The organism is Curtobacterium sp. PhB137 (assembly GCF_003814955.1).
GTDB lineage: Bacteria > Actinomycetota > Actinomycetes > Actinomycetales > Microbacteriaceae > Curtobacterium.
The window spans coordinates 626,570-642,665 of sequence record NZ_RKQO01000005.1 but is presented as its reverse complement, the minus strand read 5'-3'; the positions used below and the strand labels follow the sequence as shown (position 1 = coordinate 642,665).

General features: G+C 71.5%; 14 protein-coding genes. 8 read left to right on the top strand and 6 right to left on the bottom strand.

What is annotated here, in order from left to right; genetic code table 11:
- Positions 1 to 109: 109 nt before the first annotated feature.
- Both aqpZ and EDF28_RS09670 read left to right on the top strand, forming a co-directional pair.
- On the top strand, positions 110 to 928 hold the full coding sequence (gene aqpZ, locus EDF28_RS09675; RefSeq protein ID WP_123938094.1) for an aquaporin Z: 819 nt from the start codon (positions 110 to 112) through the stop codon (positions 926 to 928).
- Positions 929 to 1,013: 85 nt separating this feature from the next.
- A complete protein-coding gene (locus EDF28_RS09670) occupies positions 1,014 to 1,556 on the top strand; it encodes a DoxX family protein (protein ID WP_123938093.1) in 543 nt (180 codons plus the stop codon).
- 99 nt (positions 1,557 to 1,655) lie between these two features.
- On the opposite strand, the gene EDF28_RS09665 is transcribed toward EDF28_RS09670, so the two are convergent.
- The 3 genes from EDF28_RS09665 to EDF28_RS09655 form a co-directional block, all read right to left on the bottom strand.
- Positions 1,656 to 3,236, bottom strand: a complete 1,581-nt coding sequence (locus EDF28_RS09665) for a Na+/H+ antiporter (protein ID WP_123938092.1) — start codon at positions 3,234 to 3,236, stop codon at positions 1,656 to 1,658.
- A gap of 80 nt (positions 3,237 to 3,316) precedes the next feature.
- Positions 3,317 to 3,811 (bottom strand): MarR family winged helix-turn-helix transcriptional regulator, encoded by a 495-nt coding sequence (locus EDF28_RS09660; RefSeq protein WP_123292749.1) that lies wholly within the window; start codon positions 3,809 to 3,811, stop codon positions 3,317 to 3,319.
- Positions 3,808 to 6,780 (bottom strand): glycosyl hydrolase, encoded by a 2,973-nt coding sequence (locus tag EDF28_RS09655; RefSeq protein ID WP_123938091.1) that lies wholly within the window; start codon positions 6,778 to 6,780, stop codon positions 3,808 to 3,810. Before EDF28_RS09655 ends, EDF28_RS09660 begins: the two co-directional genes overlap by 4 nt.
- Positions 6,781 to 6,996: 216 nt before the next feature.
- Here EDF28_RS09655 and EDF28_RS09650 point away from each other — a divergent pair, with 216 nt between their 5' ends.
- Positions 6,997 to 8,337 (top strand): MFS transporter, encoded by a 1,341-nt coding sequence (locus EDF28_RS09650; protein WP_248703342.1) that lies wholly within the window; start codon positions 6,997 to 6,999, stop codon positions 8,335 to 8,337.
- A 1-nt stretch (position 8,338) separates the two neighbouring features.
- Here the strand turns inward: EDF28_RS09650 and EDF28_RS09645 are convergent, their stop codons facing one another.
- From EDF28_RS09645 to EDF28_RS09635, 3 genes are all read right to left on the bottom strand, one after another.
- Entirely contained in the window at positions 8,339 to 9,466 is a 1,128-nt protein-coding gene (locus EDF28_RS09645) for a DUF475 domain-containing protein (protein ID WP_185094193.1), read from the bottom strand.
- A gap of 165 nt (positions 9,467 to 9,631) precedes the next feature.
- On the bottom strand, positions 9,632 to 11,200 hold the full coding sequence (locus tag EDF28_RS09640; protein WP_185002989.1) for a UDP-N-acetylglucosamine 1-carboxyvinyltransferase: 1,569 nt from the start codon (positions 11,198 to 11,200) through the stop codon (positions 9,632 to 9,634).
- A 107-nt stretch (positions 11,201 to 11,307) separates the two neighbouring features.
- Positions 11,308 to 12,255, bottom strand: coding sequence for a hypothetical protein (locus EDF28_RS09635; protein WP_123938089.1), 948 nt, complete (start codon positions 12,253 to 12,255; stop codon positions 11,308 to 11,310).
- Positions 12,256 to 12,382: 127 nt separating this feature from the next.
- Between EDF28_RS09635 and EDF28_RS09630 the strand changes: the two genes are divergently transcribed.
- The 5 genes from EDF28_RS09630 to fliN all read left to right on the top strand — a co-directional run bounded on the left by EDF28_RS09630 (position 12,383) and on the right by fliN (position 16,092).
- Positions 12,383 to 12,664 (top strand): flagellar FlbD family protein, encoded by a 282-nt coding sequence (locus tag EDF28_RS09630; RefSeq protein WP_123938088.1) that lies wholly within the window; start codon positions 12,383 to 12,385, stop codon positions 12,662 to 12,664.
- 1 nt (position 12,665) lies between these two features.
- On the top strand, positions 12,666 to 13,490 hold the full coding sequence (locus EDF28_RS09625; RefSeq protein ID WP_123339575.1) for a motility protein A: 825 nt from the start codon (positions 12,666 to 12,668) through the stop codon (positions 13,488 to 13,490).
- A gap of 2 nt (positions 13,491 to 13,492) precedes the next feature.
- Positions 13,493 to 14,422 carry a flagellar motor protein MotB gene (locus EDF28_RS09620; RefSeq protein WP_123938087.1) on the top strand — a complete coding sequence of 310 codons (930 nt, stop codon included), beginning with the start codon at positions 13,493 to 13,495 and terminating at the stop codon, positions 14,420 to 14,422.
- 87 nt (positions 14,423 to 14,509) lie between these two features.
- On the top strand, positions 14,510 to 15,388 hold the full coding sequence (locus EDF28_RS09615; RefSeq protein ID WP_123292756.1) for a flagellar motor switch protein FliM: 879 nt from the start codon (positions 14,510 to 14,512) through the stop codon (positions 15,386 to 15,388).
- Positions 15,388 to 16,092, top strand: coding sequence for a flagellar motor switch protein FliN (gene fliN, locus EDF28_RS09610; RefSeq protein WP_123292757.1), 705 nt, complete (start codon positions 15,388 to 15,390; stop codon positions 16,090 to 16,092). Before EDF28_RS09615 ends, fliN begins: the two co-directional genes overlap by 1 nt.
- Positions 16,093 to 16,096 lie beyond the last annotated feature (4 nt).

The window sequence follows — 16,096 nt, the reverse complement described above, 5'->3', positions numbered from 1 at the left end:
GCGTCCACTGACACCCGTCAGCCGGACGCGACCCCGGGCCTCCCGGCCCACCGAAGACCCACGCAACACCCACCACCGGGCGCACGCCCGACCGACGAAAGGACCCGCCATGGCCCAGCGCCGCCCACACCACGACCGCGGACGCACCGAGCCGGTCAGCGAGTCCACATCCGAACAGCAGCGAGAAGACGCCGACGTCTGGTCGCCGCTGGCCCGGTACGCGTCTGAGTTCTTCGGTACCTTCCTGCTCGTCCTCGGCGGGGTCGGGACCGCGCTGTTCGCGGCAAACATCCCGAGCGCCACGGACAACCAGCAGGGCGTCGGCTACCTCGGCGTGGCCTTGGCGTTCGGGCTCACGCTCGTCGCGGGGATCTCGGCGGTCGGGCACATCTCCGGCGGGCACTTCAACCCCGCCGTCACGCTCGGACTGCTGGCTGCCGGTCGCACCGACGCACGCCACGTCGCGGGCTACATCGTCTCCCAGGTGGTCGGTGGTCTCGTCGCGACGAGCATCATCGCCGCCGTGCTGTCCGGCAAGTCCGGGGCGCTCACGGCGGCTCGTGACGGCGGCTTCGCCTCGAACGGCTACGGGTTCGCGAGCCCCGGCGGGTACGGACTCGGATCGGTGTTCCTGGCCGAGGCCGTGCTGACCGGTGTCTTCATCGCCGTCATCCTCTCGATCACGGCGAAGCGGGAGTACCAGGCGGTCGCGCCGATCGGCATCGGTCTCACCCTGACGCTGATCCACCTGGTGAGCATCCCGATCAGCAACACGTCCGTGAACCCCGCCCGGTCGATCGCGGCAGCCGTCTACGGCGGTGCCACACCCCTGACGCAGCTCTGGGTCTTCATCGTCGCCCCGATCGTCGGGGCCGTCGTCGCGGGCCTGGTCGTCCGCGTCACCGGACGGCGCCGGATCACCAGCTGACGACGCCCGCCCGAGGCGGTGACCACGCGGGTCCGCACCGGCGTACCGTCGCCCGGATCACCACCACGGACGATCGGGAGAACGCATGAGCTCGCACACCACCAGCACCGCTTCGGTCACCGCCAAGACCCTGCTCCGCATCGCCCTCGGAGCCGTACTCGTCTCACACGGGTCCCAGAAGCTCTTCGGCGCGTTCGGCGGCGGCGGCATCGACGGCACCGCCCAGGGCATGCACGCGATGGGGTTCCGCCCCGGCCGACGCAGCGCCGTCCTGGCCGGGCTCGGCGAGGCCGGCTCCGGAGCGGCGTTGGCCCTCGGCCTCGCCACCCCGATCGCCGGCGCGGGAGCCGCGACGACGATGGGCGTCGCGTCGAGCGTGCACACGCCGAACGGCTTCTTCAACGCGGACGGCGGCTTCGAGTTCCCGGCGTTCCTCGGCTTCTCGGCAGCGATGTTCGCGCTCGGCGGCCCCGGTCCGGTGTCGCTCGACCACGCCACCCGGCACGCGTTCGACCGCCCGTGGCTCCGAGCGGTCGCCCTCGCCGCGATCCCGGTCGCGATCGCGCTCCAGGTCGCGCAGCGTCGCAAGGCGCTCGCGTCCGACGCGGCGGCGTCCGACAACGCGTAGACCACCGGACGGGAGGCCCGGTGCCAGCTGGCACCGGGCCTCCCTTCCGGTGGTCGTCACGCCGTCTCCCCGCGGTGCCGGTGGGCACTCCGGGTGGCGTCACTCGGGGGTGATGCCGTCGAGTCGCGCCTCTTCCGCGTCGTAGCCGGCGCGGACCTGGCGGAGCACCAGGTCGTCGATCTCGTCCGAGTCACGGAGCCGCAGCAGGGTCGCGGCCTTGTGCTGCACCAGGGCGAGCTCGAGCGCGACGGCGGTGTCGTGCCGCTGCACCGCCGGGTGCTCGTCGTCGTCCTCCTCGCGCGCCTGGATGACGTCCAGGTGCGCCTCGTAGTCCTTGCGCACCCGGTCGACGGTGGCCTGGTCGGCTCCGGTCGACCGTGCCAACCGCGGCAGGGCGTCGAGGGCCTCCTCGATCGCGGTCCGCTCGGCGTAGCGACGTTCCTCACCGACCGACTCGTCCTCGGGCAGCGCGGCCCGCCGCAGGACCGCCGGCAACACGAGGGCTTGCCCGACGATGGTGACGACGACCACGCCGGCCGTCACGAAGACGATGAGGTCGCGGTCCGGGAAGTCCGCTCCGGACTCGAGCACGCGGGGGACGGCGACGGCCATCGCCAGCGAGACCGCGCCGCGGAACCCGGCGAAACCGCTCACGAGTCGGTCGCGGTGGCCCTCGCGGGGTGCACCGCCGGTCCGACGGGTGACGAGCCAGACGGTGCCGCCCGCGGCGTTGAGGAACGCGAACCGGACCACGACGAGCACGACCGCCACCGCCAGGACGACGCCGACGGCGCGGAGCAGCTCCGAGGGCGTCAGCGCCCGGGCTGCGACCATCGCCTCGATGCCGACCAGGACGAACAGTGCGCCGTTGAGCAGGAACGTCAGGAACGACCAGAAGGCGCGGACCTGCTGCCGTGTCTCGGCGCGGTCGAGCTTCGGGCCGACCTGGCTGACGACGATGCCGGCCGCCACCACCGCGAGCACGCCGGAGGCGCCGATCGCCTCGGCCGCCAGGAACGCGCCGAACGGCACGAGGAGCGTGACGAGGTTCTCGAGCACCACGGTGTCGACCCGGCGCAGCACGAGCGTGCCGACCCACGCCGCGGCGAGCCCCGCGGCGACCCCACCGAGGTACGACAGGACGAGCATCCCCGACACGCCCCAGAACGTGAGTTCCTGCGTGCCCACCGTGACGGCGACCGCGATGCCGTAGACGACGAGGGTCGTGCCGTCGTTGACCAGGCTCTCCGCCCGCAGCACGGTGACGTTGCGGCGCGGCAGCATCTTCGTGAGCACCCCGACCGCGGTCGCGTCGGTCGGGGCCACGGCGGCGCCGAGCACCCAAGCCGGACCCCACGGCATGCCGAGCAGGTGGAGCAGGACGGCGACGGCGCCCGCTGTGGCGACGACGAGCAGGGTGCCCATCAGGACGATGCCGCGCAGGTTCTTCCGGATCTCGCGCAGCGACGTCGTCAGACTCTCCCAGTACAGGAGCGCCGGCAGGAACAACAGCAGGACGGCGTCGGCCGGCAGCTCGACGTCCGCGAACTCCGGCACGAAGGCCAGCGCAGCGCCGAAGACGAGCAGCAGGACCGGAGGGGCCACCCGGATCCGGTCCGCGATCCCCGCCGTCAGTGCGATGGCGAGGCCGAGGACGACCACCAGTTCAGGACCCAGCACGTGCACTCCTCGTTCGACCGACACTCCAGTCAACGCGGCCGACGGTGATCGCGCACACGGGAGCCGGAGCGACGGTCGGCTCAGGACCCGTTCGCCGCGTCGTGTCGCAGGCGCGCGAGCACCCGCCGGAGGGCATCGACGTCCTTCGGACCCCAGTGGGCGAGGACCGCGTCGAGGTCCTGGCTGAGCTGGTCGCTGATCCGCTCGCCGTACCCGCGGCCCTCGGCGGTGAGCGCGATCAACACGCTGCGCTCGTCATCGGGAGCCGGTACCCGGACCACGAGCCCGATGTCCTCGAGCCGGTTCGCGATCTTCGTGAGGTTGGCACGACCGGTGCCCAACGCCCCCGCGAGCACGCTCGGCTTCGTCGCGCCGCGGTAGGTCAGCTGGTTGACCACCAGGAACATCGACAGATCGGCCACCGGGAAGTCGATCGCGGTCATCATGCGCTGCCGGACCTGCGGGCTGTCCGCCCAGTGCACGATGCCCGCGAGTGCGACCCGGATGTCGAACGGGTCGGGGGTGATGACGGGGCGCAGGTCCACACCGCTCGGTCGTCCGCCGCGACGGGTCATCCGACCACCAGACGAACGGGACCGAGCAGGCCGTGGTCGCGGACGTGTGTCGTCTGCACCGCGTCGGGGTCGCCGAGCAGCTGCGCGATGACGTCGGGGACGTCCTCGTAGTACCCGCGGGCGAGCAACCGGTTGTTGAGTGAGCTGGCGACGCGGACGACCACCGTGTTCTCTCCCGTGCGCAGGTCGTCGGTGACGTCGACCACCGGGTGCGAGGTGTCGAACCCGCGTGCCGGTCCGCCGTTGAGCACGACCGAACCGAGCCCGCCGGCCGTCGACCCGAGGTCCAGCAGGAACCGGGCGTCGTCGTCGTCCACCGTGTCGACGGAGAACGACGTGGCGTACTCGCCGACCCCGGAGACCTCCGGTCCCACGGCGGGCAGGTCCTTCCACGGACGGAGCGGACCGGTACCGGCGTCGAGTCGTCGGACGTCGGTCAGCGGCCGGACCTCGCGCGTGACGTAGCCGTGGCCGCGGTCCTCGGTGATGAGCTCCTCACCGCCCGCGTCCCAGCTCTCGACCGCGATCCGCCAGTCGGTCATCTCGACGACGACGTCGGTCGTCGTGCGTCCGCCGAGCCGGGCGTCGAGTGCGGTCTCGCGCGCAGGCCCGCTGCGGTCGAGCGTGAACAGCGCGGTCTCACCGGGCGCGAGGTCCACGGTGACGATCGTCCGGTCGCCCTCGGTCCGTGCGGCCGGGTGGGGGAACACCGCGCCGGACCAGGCGTCGACGCGGTACACCGCGCCGGTGCCGGGCAGCGCGACCTCCACGGTGGTCGCCGAGGTCGTCTCGTACAGGAAGTGGTACAGGTACACGTGCAGCAGGTCACCGTCCTCGCGCAGGTGCGACAGGACGCTCCGGTCCTCTGTCACGAACTCGGCGCGGCCGGTCACGCCGAGGCCGCGCAGGGCGGCGACGGTGTCGGCGGCGTCGTCGATCGCGGTCACCGACGGCAGGGCCAGCAGCCGCTCGACGGTGTCCGCGAGCTCGGCGTCGCGTCCGTCGAGTCCCGGGGTGCGGGCGGCCGCTCGGGGGTGGTGCGTGTCCGTCCCGGCGATCAGCGACTTGAGCTCACGCGTGCCGTGCACGACGAGGATCCGCACGCCGTCCTCGGCCCAGGCGAGCAGGCGTGCTGCGACGTCGGCATCGAGCGCGCTCTGGAAGACGAGCAGTGCCTGGTACCCGGGGCCGTCCGGTTGCACCAGGCCGCCGTCCACCCGGACGTCGTCGCGGAGCAGCAGCGACCCGTCGAGGAACTCGTACGTCCACCCGGCGTCCTGCATGCCGAGGTCGCGCCACCAGTGGTTCTGCCGGTCGCGCATCCAGTACTGGCCGTAGGCGACCTCGTCGGGGACGCGGCCACCGTCGGCGTCGCGGAACACCATGCCGGACGCGTTGTCGGTGAAGTGGTCGGTGTGCAGGATGCCGACGTCGATCCGCGGGCGTCCCTGGCGCAGGACGTACTGGTACCGGCCGATCGCGTCGTTCCAGAGCGGGTAGAACTCGGCAGCGGGCTGCCGGGCGTCGAAGCGCTCCGAGAACATGCTCCACATGCCCTCGTGTCCCGGCCAGCTCGTGACGCCCTCGGCGCCCGTGGTGCTCGCCCAGCCGTGCAGGACGGTCTTCGTGATGCCGGCGGCGAGCTGCGTCGCGACGATCTGGTCGTAGAACCGGTGGTCGAGCATGTGGTTGCGGGTCGTCGCACCGGTCTCCGACGAGTACTGCTTGCCGAACAGGTGCGCCGGCCCTGCGAGCAGCCGGTACGCGTCGATCTGGGCGGCGAACTCGAGCGACTCCGTCTCGATCCCGTCGACCTCCGGCCCGGGGCGCGTCAACTCGAACGGCAGCCCGTAGCTGATCTCGGACCGCAGCGTCATGCCGTTGGCGTGCAGGAACGCCGCGAACGGACGCAGCATGTTCTCGATGTACAGGTCGGTGAGCGTCCGGACGTAGTCGAAGCGGACCTTCTCGACGTCGACCGCCCGGTCCGGCACCGGTTCGGCGTGGTACGTGGTGCTCGACGCCATGAACGGGGCGCTGCGGGTCAGGAACGGCAGCCACGGCGTGATCGGGTAGCCGCGGCGCGTCCGGAACTCCTCGGCGACGTGCGCTCCCCAGAAGAGGCCACCGGCGCCGTAGGTCGACAGCTCGAGGGAGTCCATGTACATCTGGGCACGGGGATTGCGAGCGATCTCGGCGCGGAGGCCAGGGGTCAGGACGACGTGTTCCCAGTAGTCGATCACGGCATCCACGCCCGCTCGCTCCAGGTAGTTCACCGTCCAGTTGACCGTCGCCGACGGTGACGCCGTCTGGCCGGTGCCGTGGCTCCAGAACGTGGACAACCGCCAGGTGCCGCCCTCCGGTGCGGTCCAGTCGAGCGCCTCGTCGGTGACCGCGCTGGTCAGGTCCACCACCGAGTCGGGGTCCAGCACGGTCGCGGCGCCGGAACCGGCGGGGTCCGGGACGACGCGCGTCGCGACCACCGCGACGAGCGTCTGGACGCGCACCGTCCCGCGTTCGCCGGGGAGCGTCGTCTGTGCGATCGGCGCGTCGAGGTCGATCCGACGGAGCGCACCCGAGCGGCTCGTCCCGCCGGGCAGGTCCTCGTGCACGACGTCGAGTTCCTGCGCAGCGGCGGGGTGGTCTGCGTCGATCGTCGGCAGGTTCGCGTTCGACCAGTTCGTCCCGGACGTGAAGCTGACCGACATGCCCCTGGCGGTGGTCTCCTCGACGACGATCTGCGAGTCGTGCACCCACTCCTCGGCTCCCCAGCCGTACCGGCCGTGGTCGATCGCTCCTTCGTCCATCGCCAGGAACTCCATGCCGCCGAACCCGAGTGCGTGGGCGGTGTCGACCTCGCGTCGGAGGGTCACGTCGGTGTGCAGGCCCTCGGCGAGCCACCACCGCAGCTCCGGACGGTACTCGATGGCCGGATGGGCGACGCCACGGGCGAGGTGCTCGATCGACATGGTGTTCTCCTCGGGAACGCGCGGCGACGGTGCCGCTGCGATGACCGTAGGTTCTGGGAGCAGCGGAAGTCAATGTCCTCAGGAAACGAACAGCGAGGCTGTGGACAGCAGGCGGAGTGAACGATCCTTGCGGTTGCGGTACTCGGCGGGCTACAGTGCCGCCGACCGGTTGAACCGTTTCATCCGGTGTTCGGCCGACGTTCAAGGGAGAACGCAGTGAACCGACCCCAGCAGCCCGCCCGGCGACCGCACCCCTGGTGGGTCGCCGTCGTCTCGGGGATGGCCTCGTACATCGACGCGGCCGCGATCGTGAGTTCCGGCACCGCGCTCGTCCTGTACCAGCAGTCGATCGGCATCACCGGCACGCAGATCGGGGTGCTGTCCGGCGCGCTCACCTTCTGCATCGCGATCGGCGCGCTCTCCGGCGGGCGGCTCGGCGACCTGTTCGGTCGTCGGGCGGTGTTCATCGTGACGATGGCGATGACCGTCGTCGGTGCGGGGGTCCTGGTGGCGAGCCCGGCGTTCGCGGGGCTGCTCATCGGCACGATCCTCGTCGGCCTCGGCACCGGGGCGGACCTGCCGGTCTCGCTCGCGACGATCTCCGAGGCGGCGACCGACGAGAACCGGGGCGGGCTCGTCGGCTTCTCCCAGGTGCTCTGGTTCGCCGGGATCCTGGCGACCTACGCCATCTCGGCGGGCGTCGGAGACCTCGGCCGTGCCGGTGGTCAGATCATGTTCGCGCACGTCGGGGTCGTCGCACTCGTCGTGATGGTCCTGCGCTTCACGATCCCGGAGTCCACCACGTGGTCCGACGCCCATGCCGAGAAGGCCGCGGGCGCACACACCGTCCGTGCTGCCCGCCACGGCATCCGCGACGTGCTGACGCAGCGGATCTTCCTGCTGCCGTTCCTGTCCCTGCTGGTCTTCTACACGTTGACGAACCTCGGTGCGAACACCGGCGGGCAGTTCGGCGCCTACGTGGCCGTCAACGTCGTCGGGCTGTCGGTGCCGTTCTTCTCGACGATGAACCTGGTCAGCGTGCCGATCGGGATGCTGCTCGCGTTCTGGTTCATGCGCATCGTCGACGGTCGGCTGCGGATGCCGTTCTACATCGTCGGCGCCGTGTGCCTCGTGGTGAGCTACGGCCTGCCGCTCGTGTTCGGCTTCTCGCTGCCGACCCTCGTCGCGATGCTCGCGTTCGGTGCGGTGGGCAACGCGTTCGCCTTCGAGGCGATCATGAAGGTCTGGTCGCAGGAGTCGTTCCCGACGTTGCTCCGCGGTTCGGTCCAGGGCACGATCATCGCGGTGGCCCGGATCGCCGCGGCGCTGCTGGCGTTCGTGACCCCGCTGCTCCTCGACCACCCCGAGGTCATGTACGGCATCCTCACGGCGCTCGTCGCGGTCGGTGTCGTGGTCGGGTGGCTCGGGTTCCGGCACGCGGTCTTCGACGCGTTCTCGATCGAGGGCAAGGACCTCGCCGACGCGCAGGAGGCACTCTTCGCCGCCGGTGTCCGCGATGACGCTCCCGCAGCCGCCGCTCGCCGCGACCACCGCTGACTCACGGAGCGAGGCCGCTGCTGCTGCGCGACCTCGCGGACCCCCGCGCCACCCGCCGCCACCACGCCCGCCACGGCAACGAGCTCGCGAGCGCCGAACCGATCACCACGCTGCCGAACCAGGCGACGACGACCCCCGGGATCGGCACGAGCAGGCTCGCCCACAGCAGCACCGCGAGCACTCCGAGCACGTACGCCGCCCCGGCCTTCAGGTACCGCAGCCGCTTCAGTCCCGCGGTCTCGTCCAACCGGGAGGTCAACCGCGCCAGGAACACGGCACCGACACCGATCGCCGCCACGGCGACCGCCGCCTGTTCGAGCGCTCCGAGGCCGTCGGCGCCGAGGGTTCCGGACCCGGACAGGCTGTACACGCCGTCCAGGATCTCGAACAGCATGAACACCACGAGCCCCCGCTCGAACACCACCGTCGACGCGTAGGCGTGGATCCGCCAGGCACCCCGCCCGACCCCGATCGACGCGGTGTCCGAGCCGACCCCGTCGAGCGCCCAGGCGGCGACGTGCTTCGACCCGAGGTACGCGGCGATGCCTGCCGCGCCGCCGAGCACGACCGGCAGCAGGGCACCCGGCGACCACGCGCGGTCGACGCCGACGAGGACGGCCGTGACGGCGACCCCCGTCGCAGCGGTGACCAGCGACCAGACGCGAGGACGCGCGACGGCGGCGAGCCGGGCCTCCAGGCGGCCCAGCCAGGACCTGCGCGACGCACGGTCGGTGTTGAACAGGTACTCGGCGAACACGAGCCAGATGAAGGCGGCGCCGAAGGCGGCGAGGGCGGGCCGCACCTCGGCGAGGTGCGCCGAGAACGAGCCGGGGGCGAAGACGGCTTCCTGCACGGAGCTCGCGGGGTCGGTCGCGTCGCCGACCGCGACCGCCGCCGGCGGCAGGAGCAGCCGCATCGCGAGGACGCCCGCGACGATCCCGAGCGACAGGAACAGCCGTCGGGCGGGGGAGTGCAGCCGTCCGGCGATGCCGGCCATCGGCACCGACGAGTCGGCGGCCATCGCGATCTCGAGGAGCGCGAGCGCGACGAACGCCAGCGCAGCGGCGGGGCCGAGGAGGAACCAGGCCGCCGCGGCGGCCGCGACGGTGATGGACAGGGGGACGGTCAAGAGCGATCTCGTGGCCATCTCCCCATCCAGCACTGGTCGCCTGGGTGGGTGGTGGAGCGCTCCTGCGCATCAGCCTGGAGGCGCGGGTCGATCCGCGCAGAACGGGTGACGGCCCGTCCCCACTTGCGGGGACGGGCCGTCGGGTCACGCGGGCAGGCGGTCGCCTCAGTCGTGGAACGTCTCGATGGACGCGCCGAGGGAGTTCAGCCGTTCCTGCAGCTGCTCGTAGCCGCGGGCGATGATGCCCACGTTCCGCAGGACGCTCTCGCCCTTCGCCGCGAGCATCGCCAGCAGGATGACCACCGCGGGGCGGAGGGCCGGCGGGCAGCTGATCTCGGCACCCGAGAAGTGCGTCGGACCGGTGACGTCCAGGCGGTGCGGGTCGCGCAGGGTGACGCTCGCGCCGAGACGGGTCAGGTCGAGCAGGTGGATCGCCCGGCCCTCGTAGACCCAGTCGTGCACGAGCGTGGTGCCCTCGGCCATCGCGGCGATGACGACGAAGAACGGCAGGTTGTCGATGTTCAGCCCGGGGAACGGCATCGCGTGGATCTTGTCGATCGGGGCGTGCAGCTCGGACGGGTGCACGGTGATGTCGACCAGGCGGGTGCGGCCGTTCGCGGCGGGGTACTCGTCGGTGACGTCGAACCGCAGGCCCATCTCGGCCAGGGTCGCGAGCTCGATCTCGAGGAACTCGATCGGCGCTCGGGTGACGGTGAGCGTGGAGTCGGTGACGATGCCGGCGGTCAGCAGGCTCATGGCCTCGACCGGGTCCTCGCTCGGCCAGTAGTCCACGACCTCGTCGATGCGGCTCTTGCCGGTGATGCGGAGCGTCGTGGTGCCGATGCCCTCGACCTGCACCCCGAGCAGCTCGAGGAAGAAGCAAAGGTCCTGCACCATGTAGTTGGGGCTGGCGTTGCGGATGACGGTCTCGCCGTCGCGGGCGGCCGCGGCGAGGATCGCGTTCTCGGTGACGGTGTCGCCGCGCTCGGTGAGGACGACGGACTTCGTGGGGACGTCCTGGTTCGCGACGCCGACCTCGTACCAGCCGGAGGTCGCCTCGACGTCGACGCCGAAGGGGCGCAGCGCGATGAGGTGCGGCTCGACCGTGCGGGTGCCGAGGTCGCAGCCACCGGCGTACGGGAGCCGGAAGGACTCGTACCGGCCGCTGAGCGGGCCGAGGAACATCAGGACGCTGCGTGTGCGGCGGGCGGCGTCGGCGTCGATCGCGTCGAGGTGCAGGTCGGACGGTGCGACGATCTCGAGGGTCTCGCCGTCCTCGGACCACGTGACGCTCGCGCCGAGGCTGCGGAGCACGTCGATGATCCGGTCGACCTCGACGATCCGGGCGACCTTGTGCAGGCGGGTGACGCCGCGGTTGAGCAGCGAGGCGCAGAGCAGCGCGACGGCGGCGTTCTTGCTCGAGTTGACGGCGATGGACCCGCTGAGCTTCCGCCCTCCCTGCACGCGCAGGTGGGCACGCTGCGGGGCGCCGCCGATCGAGACGATCTGCTGGTCGAGGGCGTCGCTGATGCGGGTGAGCATCTCGAGGGACAGGTTCTGGCCGCCCTGTTCGATGCGGTTGATCGCGCTCTGGCTGGTGCCGACGCGTTCGGCGAGCTGCGCCTGGGTCATGCTGCGGCCCTTGCGGGCGCCCCGGATGAGGGCACCGACCTCGCGGAGCGGGGCGGCGGATGCCGGGGTGGCCGGCGAGACGACGGTGGTGGTGTCGGACATGGCGCCAACGTAACACGCTCATGAGATAAAACGACTGGAGAACGACACACGTTGCTCGTCTCGAGGTCTCGAATACATCACAGCTGAGAATTCGGGGGACGAGATGGTCAGTCGTGTCGTCGCCAGACCCCGGAGTTCCCGGGCCGCGACCACGCCGCCCACATGCCGGTCCCGAGTTCGTGGTCGGTGAGCCAGTAGGCCGAGTCCGGCGTCCAGCCGGCGACGACGCTCGCACGGTCGTCATCGACCGTCACCGCGTCTCCCGAGGTGCGCAACCACCCCGAGACGGTGAGGTGGACGACGTCGTACTCGGCGGCCACCGCGTACCAGTCCGGCAGCACCCAGGTGCCCTGGCGCCCCGTCGCCAGCTGCCAGTCGTTCCGTCGGGTGGTCGTGGTCACGTCGAGCGGCCAACGACGGCACAGCGCAGCCCAGTCGTCCGGACCGTCGACGGTGAACACGCGGGCAGCAGCGTCGGCCGGTGCCGGCCGGGCACGGGCGTGTCCGTGGCCGAAGGAGTCCTCCACCGCCCACAGCGCAAGCGGACCGGCGGACGGGAAGGGTGCCCGGGTCGTCTGCACCAGCGGCCACGGTGGGGTGGTCCACCAGTCGCCGCTCGCCACGCCGGGATCGCCCTGGGCGACCTCGCCACGCACCGCACGGGCCCAGTCGCGGAGCGCCTGCCCGGGGCTCGGGCGAGGCGCCTCCTCGTCCTCGTCGTCGAACTCGACGGTCCACGCGCCGCCCTGCGGCTCGGCGAGCTGCCGGACGACCGGACTGTCCACCGCCCAGCGCGCCATCCGGGTCAGCGCCGGCCGCAACTCGGGACGGCTGAGGAGCGCATCCGTCGCATCCGCCGGCTGCCACCAGAGCGCGCTGTCCGCGGTCGACTCGAGGGCCACCACGACGTCGTCCTCTGTGGGGACCGACAGGGACACCGCGGCGAGTGCGCCCGCGGCGGCGGCGGGGTCGTCGGGCTGCTGGACGCCGCTGACGAGTTCGAGGCAGAACCGTCGTCCCCGCGGGTGGTCGAGCAGGTCTGCTGCGGTGATCACCGGACCAGGCTAGTGACCGCCGCTAACGCGCCGGCCCCACCCGCCGATAGACCTCCGTGCAGGCCCACGGACGGGCAGCATCCCGCCCCACGGACGGCGGCGGGACGATCGAGAACCAGGACGGGCCATGATCGTCGTCACACGACTCAACGGCAGCGCATTCGCTGTCAACCCCGACCTCGTGGAGCGCATCCACGAGACGCCGGACACGACGCTCATCATGGTCGACGGGGCGAAGTACATCGTCCGCGAGTCCATGGCCGACGTCATCGACCTGATCGCCGCGTACCGCGCCCGCATCGTCGGCATGGCGTACGGCACCGACCTGCCGAACACGCGGAACGCCACCGGCCCCCAGCCGACGCTCGCCGCGGTCGCTCCGCTCCGCACGCAGGACGGGGGACGCTGACGTGGACATCGCGACGATCATCGGGATCCTGCTCGCCTTCGGCGCCCTGTTCGGCATGGTCGAGATGGAGCACGTCGAGCTCGCCGGGCTGTTCCTGCCCGCGCCGATGCTGCTCGTGTTCGGAGCCACCATCGGCTGCGGGATCGCGAGCACCACGCTGAAGGACGCCATCGCGAGCTTCAAGGCCGTCCCGAAGGCGTTCACCGGCAAGGTCACGCCACCGCAGTCGGTCATCGACGACGTCGTGGGCCTGGCGGAGACGGCTCGGTCGAACGGTCTGCTCGCCCTCGAGCAGGAGGCCGACAAGCACGACGACCCGTTCATGAAGAAGGCGCTGCAGAACATCGCGGACGGCACCGACGGCGACGAGCTGCGGATCCTGCTCGAGGACGAGATCGAGTCGAACGCGGCCCCCACGCGCAGTGCGAGTGCGTTCTTCATGGGGCTCGGCGGCTTCGCTCCGACGGTCGGCATCATCGGCACCGTGGTGTCCCTGACCCACGTGCTCGCGAACCTCGGCAAGCCCGACGAGCTCGGTCCCCTCATCGCGAGTGCGTTCGTCGCGACCCTGTGGGGCCTGCTCACCGCGAACTTCATGTGGCTGCCGATCGGCGGCAAGCTCCGGAAGCTCGCACAGCTCGAGTCGGACCGCCAGACGCTCCTGATGGAGGGGCTGCTCGCGGTCCAGGCAGGCAGCCAGCCGCGCCTGCTCGGTGAACGCCTCAAGGCGATGGTGCCGCCGGCAGCGCGCACCGACACCTCGAAGAGCAAGGCCGGCAAGAACAAGCAGGACGCCGACGCCGACGACCAGCAGCTGGCGGCCTGACGATGAGCGCCAACCCCCGTGGCCGTGGCCGCGGTCGTGCGAAGAAGGGCCACGACGACGCCGAGCACCCCGACGAGCGCTGGATGGCCTCGTACATGGACATGATCACGGTGCTGATGTGCATGTTCCTGGTGCTGTTCGCCATGTCGACGGTCGACCAGGAGAAGTACATCGCCCTGAAGAACTCCCTGGCGACGGGCTTCGGCGAGGTGAAGTCGCAGAAGGTCGACACCGCCAGCGGAACGGTGGTGACGAAGGACCAGGTGGAGGACGGATCCGGTTACTCGACCGACAAGTCGCAGGCCGACCACTCGACGGCGTCGTCCGGCACGAAGGACACCAACGTCGACCCCGCGTCGACCGTCGTGCCGGTGACCGCGACGAAGCAGGACCTCGCCGACGCCCAGAAGGAGCTCGACGACCTCACCGCGATCGAGCAGGCGATCAAGCAGAACCTCGCGAAGGCCGGCCAGACCGCGAACGTGCAGTTCACCGTCGACGCCCGCGGCCTGATCGTCCGCCTCGTCGGCAGTGAGACCTACTTCGGCACGAACAGCGCGGACCTGTCCGAGCAGGCGAAGTCGATCATGGACGCGATCGCACCGGTCCTGAAGACGAGCCACCACGACGTCAGCGTCGAGGGGCACGCCGACCAGCGGAGCTCGACGGCGCCGTACGCCACCAACTGGGAGCTCAGCGCGGCCCGGGCGACCGGGGTGCTGCGCGACCTGGTCGAGCGCGGCGGGATGCCGGGCGACCACGTGCAGAGCGTCGGCTTCGGGTCGAGCCGGCCGCTCGCGAAGGGCGGGACCGACCAGGACCTCGCCCTGAACCGACGGGTCGACATCGTGGTGCTGTCGAACGCCGACCAGGACGTCAGCGCGCTGATGCCGGCACTGGCGAAGGCGCAGGACGGGGCACGCCAGGGCTGACGCAGACCGACGGGGCTGGAGACCCCGCATCCCCAGTACGGGGTACAGCACTGACGGGTGCCGCACAGCCGACCGATAGACGCACCCGTGACCGAGACCCTGCCAGCGCCCGAGGTGTACGACTTCGCGCGTCCGTCGACGCTCGCCCGCGAGCACGCCCGGGTCCTCGAGCTCGCGTTCGAGACCTTCGCGCGGCAGTGGGGCACGCAGCTCACCGCGAAGGTGCGTGCCGTCAGCCAGGTCACCTGCGAGCAGGTGCAGATGGTGACGTACGACGAGTACGCCGCCTCGCTGCCCGCGCTCACCGGCATGGTGCTGCTGCCGATCGCGGACGTCGTCCCGAAGGGCGTCCTGCAGGTCCCGCTCGACGCCGCCCTGACCTGGGTCTCGCACGCGCTCGGCGCCTCGAAGCCGCTGCCGACCCCGGAGCGCACCTTCACGCCCATCGAGCAGGCCCTCGTGCGCAAGATCGTCGAGGACGCCCTCGACGACCTCCGCTACTCGTTCGGCGGGTTGCTCGCGCACGACGTCACGGCTGGTGGCTTCCAGTTCAACTCGCAGTTCGCCCAGGCCGCCCAGAAGGGCGACCTGATGATCGTCGCGGCGTTCTCGATCCGCGTCGGCGACCGCGTCGCCCCCGGCACGCTCGCGCTGCCCGCCGAGGCCGTGCTGCCGCAGCTCGGCGAGGCCGCCGCCCACGTGTCGCCCGCCGACGCCCAGGCCCTGCTCGACGCGCAGCTCGCAGGCGTCCCCGTCGGCGTCAGCCTTCGCTTCGCCCCGGCGACGGTCCTGCCGACGCAGGTCCTCCGGCTCGCGGTCGGCGACGTCCTGCCGCTGCCGCACCCGCAGCACCGCCCCCTCACCATCGCGGTCGACGGTGAACCCGTCGGCACCGCCGCGGTCGGCGCGAACGGCTCGCGCCTCGCCGGCATCGTCGTCACCACCACGAGCACGGAGCAGCACTGATGACCGAAACGACCACCCTCCAGACCACCGCGGCCGAGTCGCTCGCGGCGCAGCTCCCGACGGCCGTCCCGCTGGGTGCGCTGCTGCTGCCGGGAGGCGCGACCCCGGTCGTGCTCGAAGCGGCGACCGACGCCGTGGTCGCGTCGTTCGTCGGCGGCCTGTCGGCCGATCTGGCCCTCGTGCTCACCGACCTCGAGGCCGTCATCGCTGCCGGTGGCACCGACCACGGGATCGTGGCCGTCACCGACGTGCTGCGTCCGTCGCTCGAGGCCGCCGCGTCCGTGCTCGGCGTCGGGGTCCTCGGTGAGGCGAGCCGCGAGTCGGCGGCCGCGCTGCTGGCCGACCCCGACACGGTGGTGTTCGAGCTGACCGCCGGTGGTGTCCCGAGCGGCTGGTTCGGCATCCGGGTGCGCGAGCACGGCACGGTCTCGGCCGCCGCACCCGTCGGGGTGCCCGCCGGCAACCTCGGCCGCATCAACAACGTCGAGATGACCCTGACCGTGGAGATCGGCCGCACCCGCATGTCGGTCCGCGACGTGCTCGGCATGGAGCCCGGCGCGGTCGTCGAACTCGACCGGAGCGCCGGTGCGCCCGCCGACGTCCTGCTGAACGGTCGCCTCATCGCGCACGGCGAGGTCGTCGTCGTCGACCAGGACTACGCCGTCCGGATCACCCGCATCCTCGACGTCGCCGAATCCCTCTGAGCCC

Excerpts from the sequence above, each read along its gene's own strand:
- aqpZ (WP_123938094.1), top strand. The coding sequence starts at position 110 with ATGGCCCAGCGCCGCCCACACCACGACCGCGGACGCACCGAGCCGGTC.
- EDF28_RS09670 (WP_123938093.1), top strand. The coding sequence starts at position 1,014 with ATGAGCTCGCACACCACCAGCACCGCTTCGGTCACCGCCAAGACCCTG.
- EDF28_RS09660 (WP_123292749.1), bottom strand. The coding sequence starts at position 3,811 with ATGACCCGTCGCGGCGGACGACCGAGCGGTGTGGACCTGCGCCCCGTC.
- EDF28_RS09655 (WP_123938091.1), bottom strand. The coding sequence starts at position 6,780 with ATGTCGATCGAGCACCTCGCCCGTGGCGTCGCCCATCCGGCCATCGAG.
- EDF28_RS09640 (WP_185002989.1), bottom strand. The coding sequence starts at position 11,200 with ATGTCCGACACCACCACCGTCGTCTCGCCGGCCACCCCGGCATCCGCC.
- EDF28_RS09630 (WP_123938088.1), top strand. The coding sequence starts at position 12,383 with ATGATCGTCGTCACACGACTCAACGGCAGCGCATTCGCTGTCAACCCC.
- EDF28_RS09620 (WP_123938087.1), top strand. The coding sequence starts at position 13,493 with ATGAGCGCCAACCCCCGTGGCCGTGGCCGCGGTCGTGCGAAGAAGGGC.
- fliN (WP_123292757.1), top strand. The coding sequence starts at position 15,388 with ATGACCGAAACGACCACCCTCCAGACCACCGCGGCCGAGTCGCTCGCG.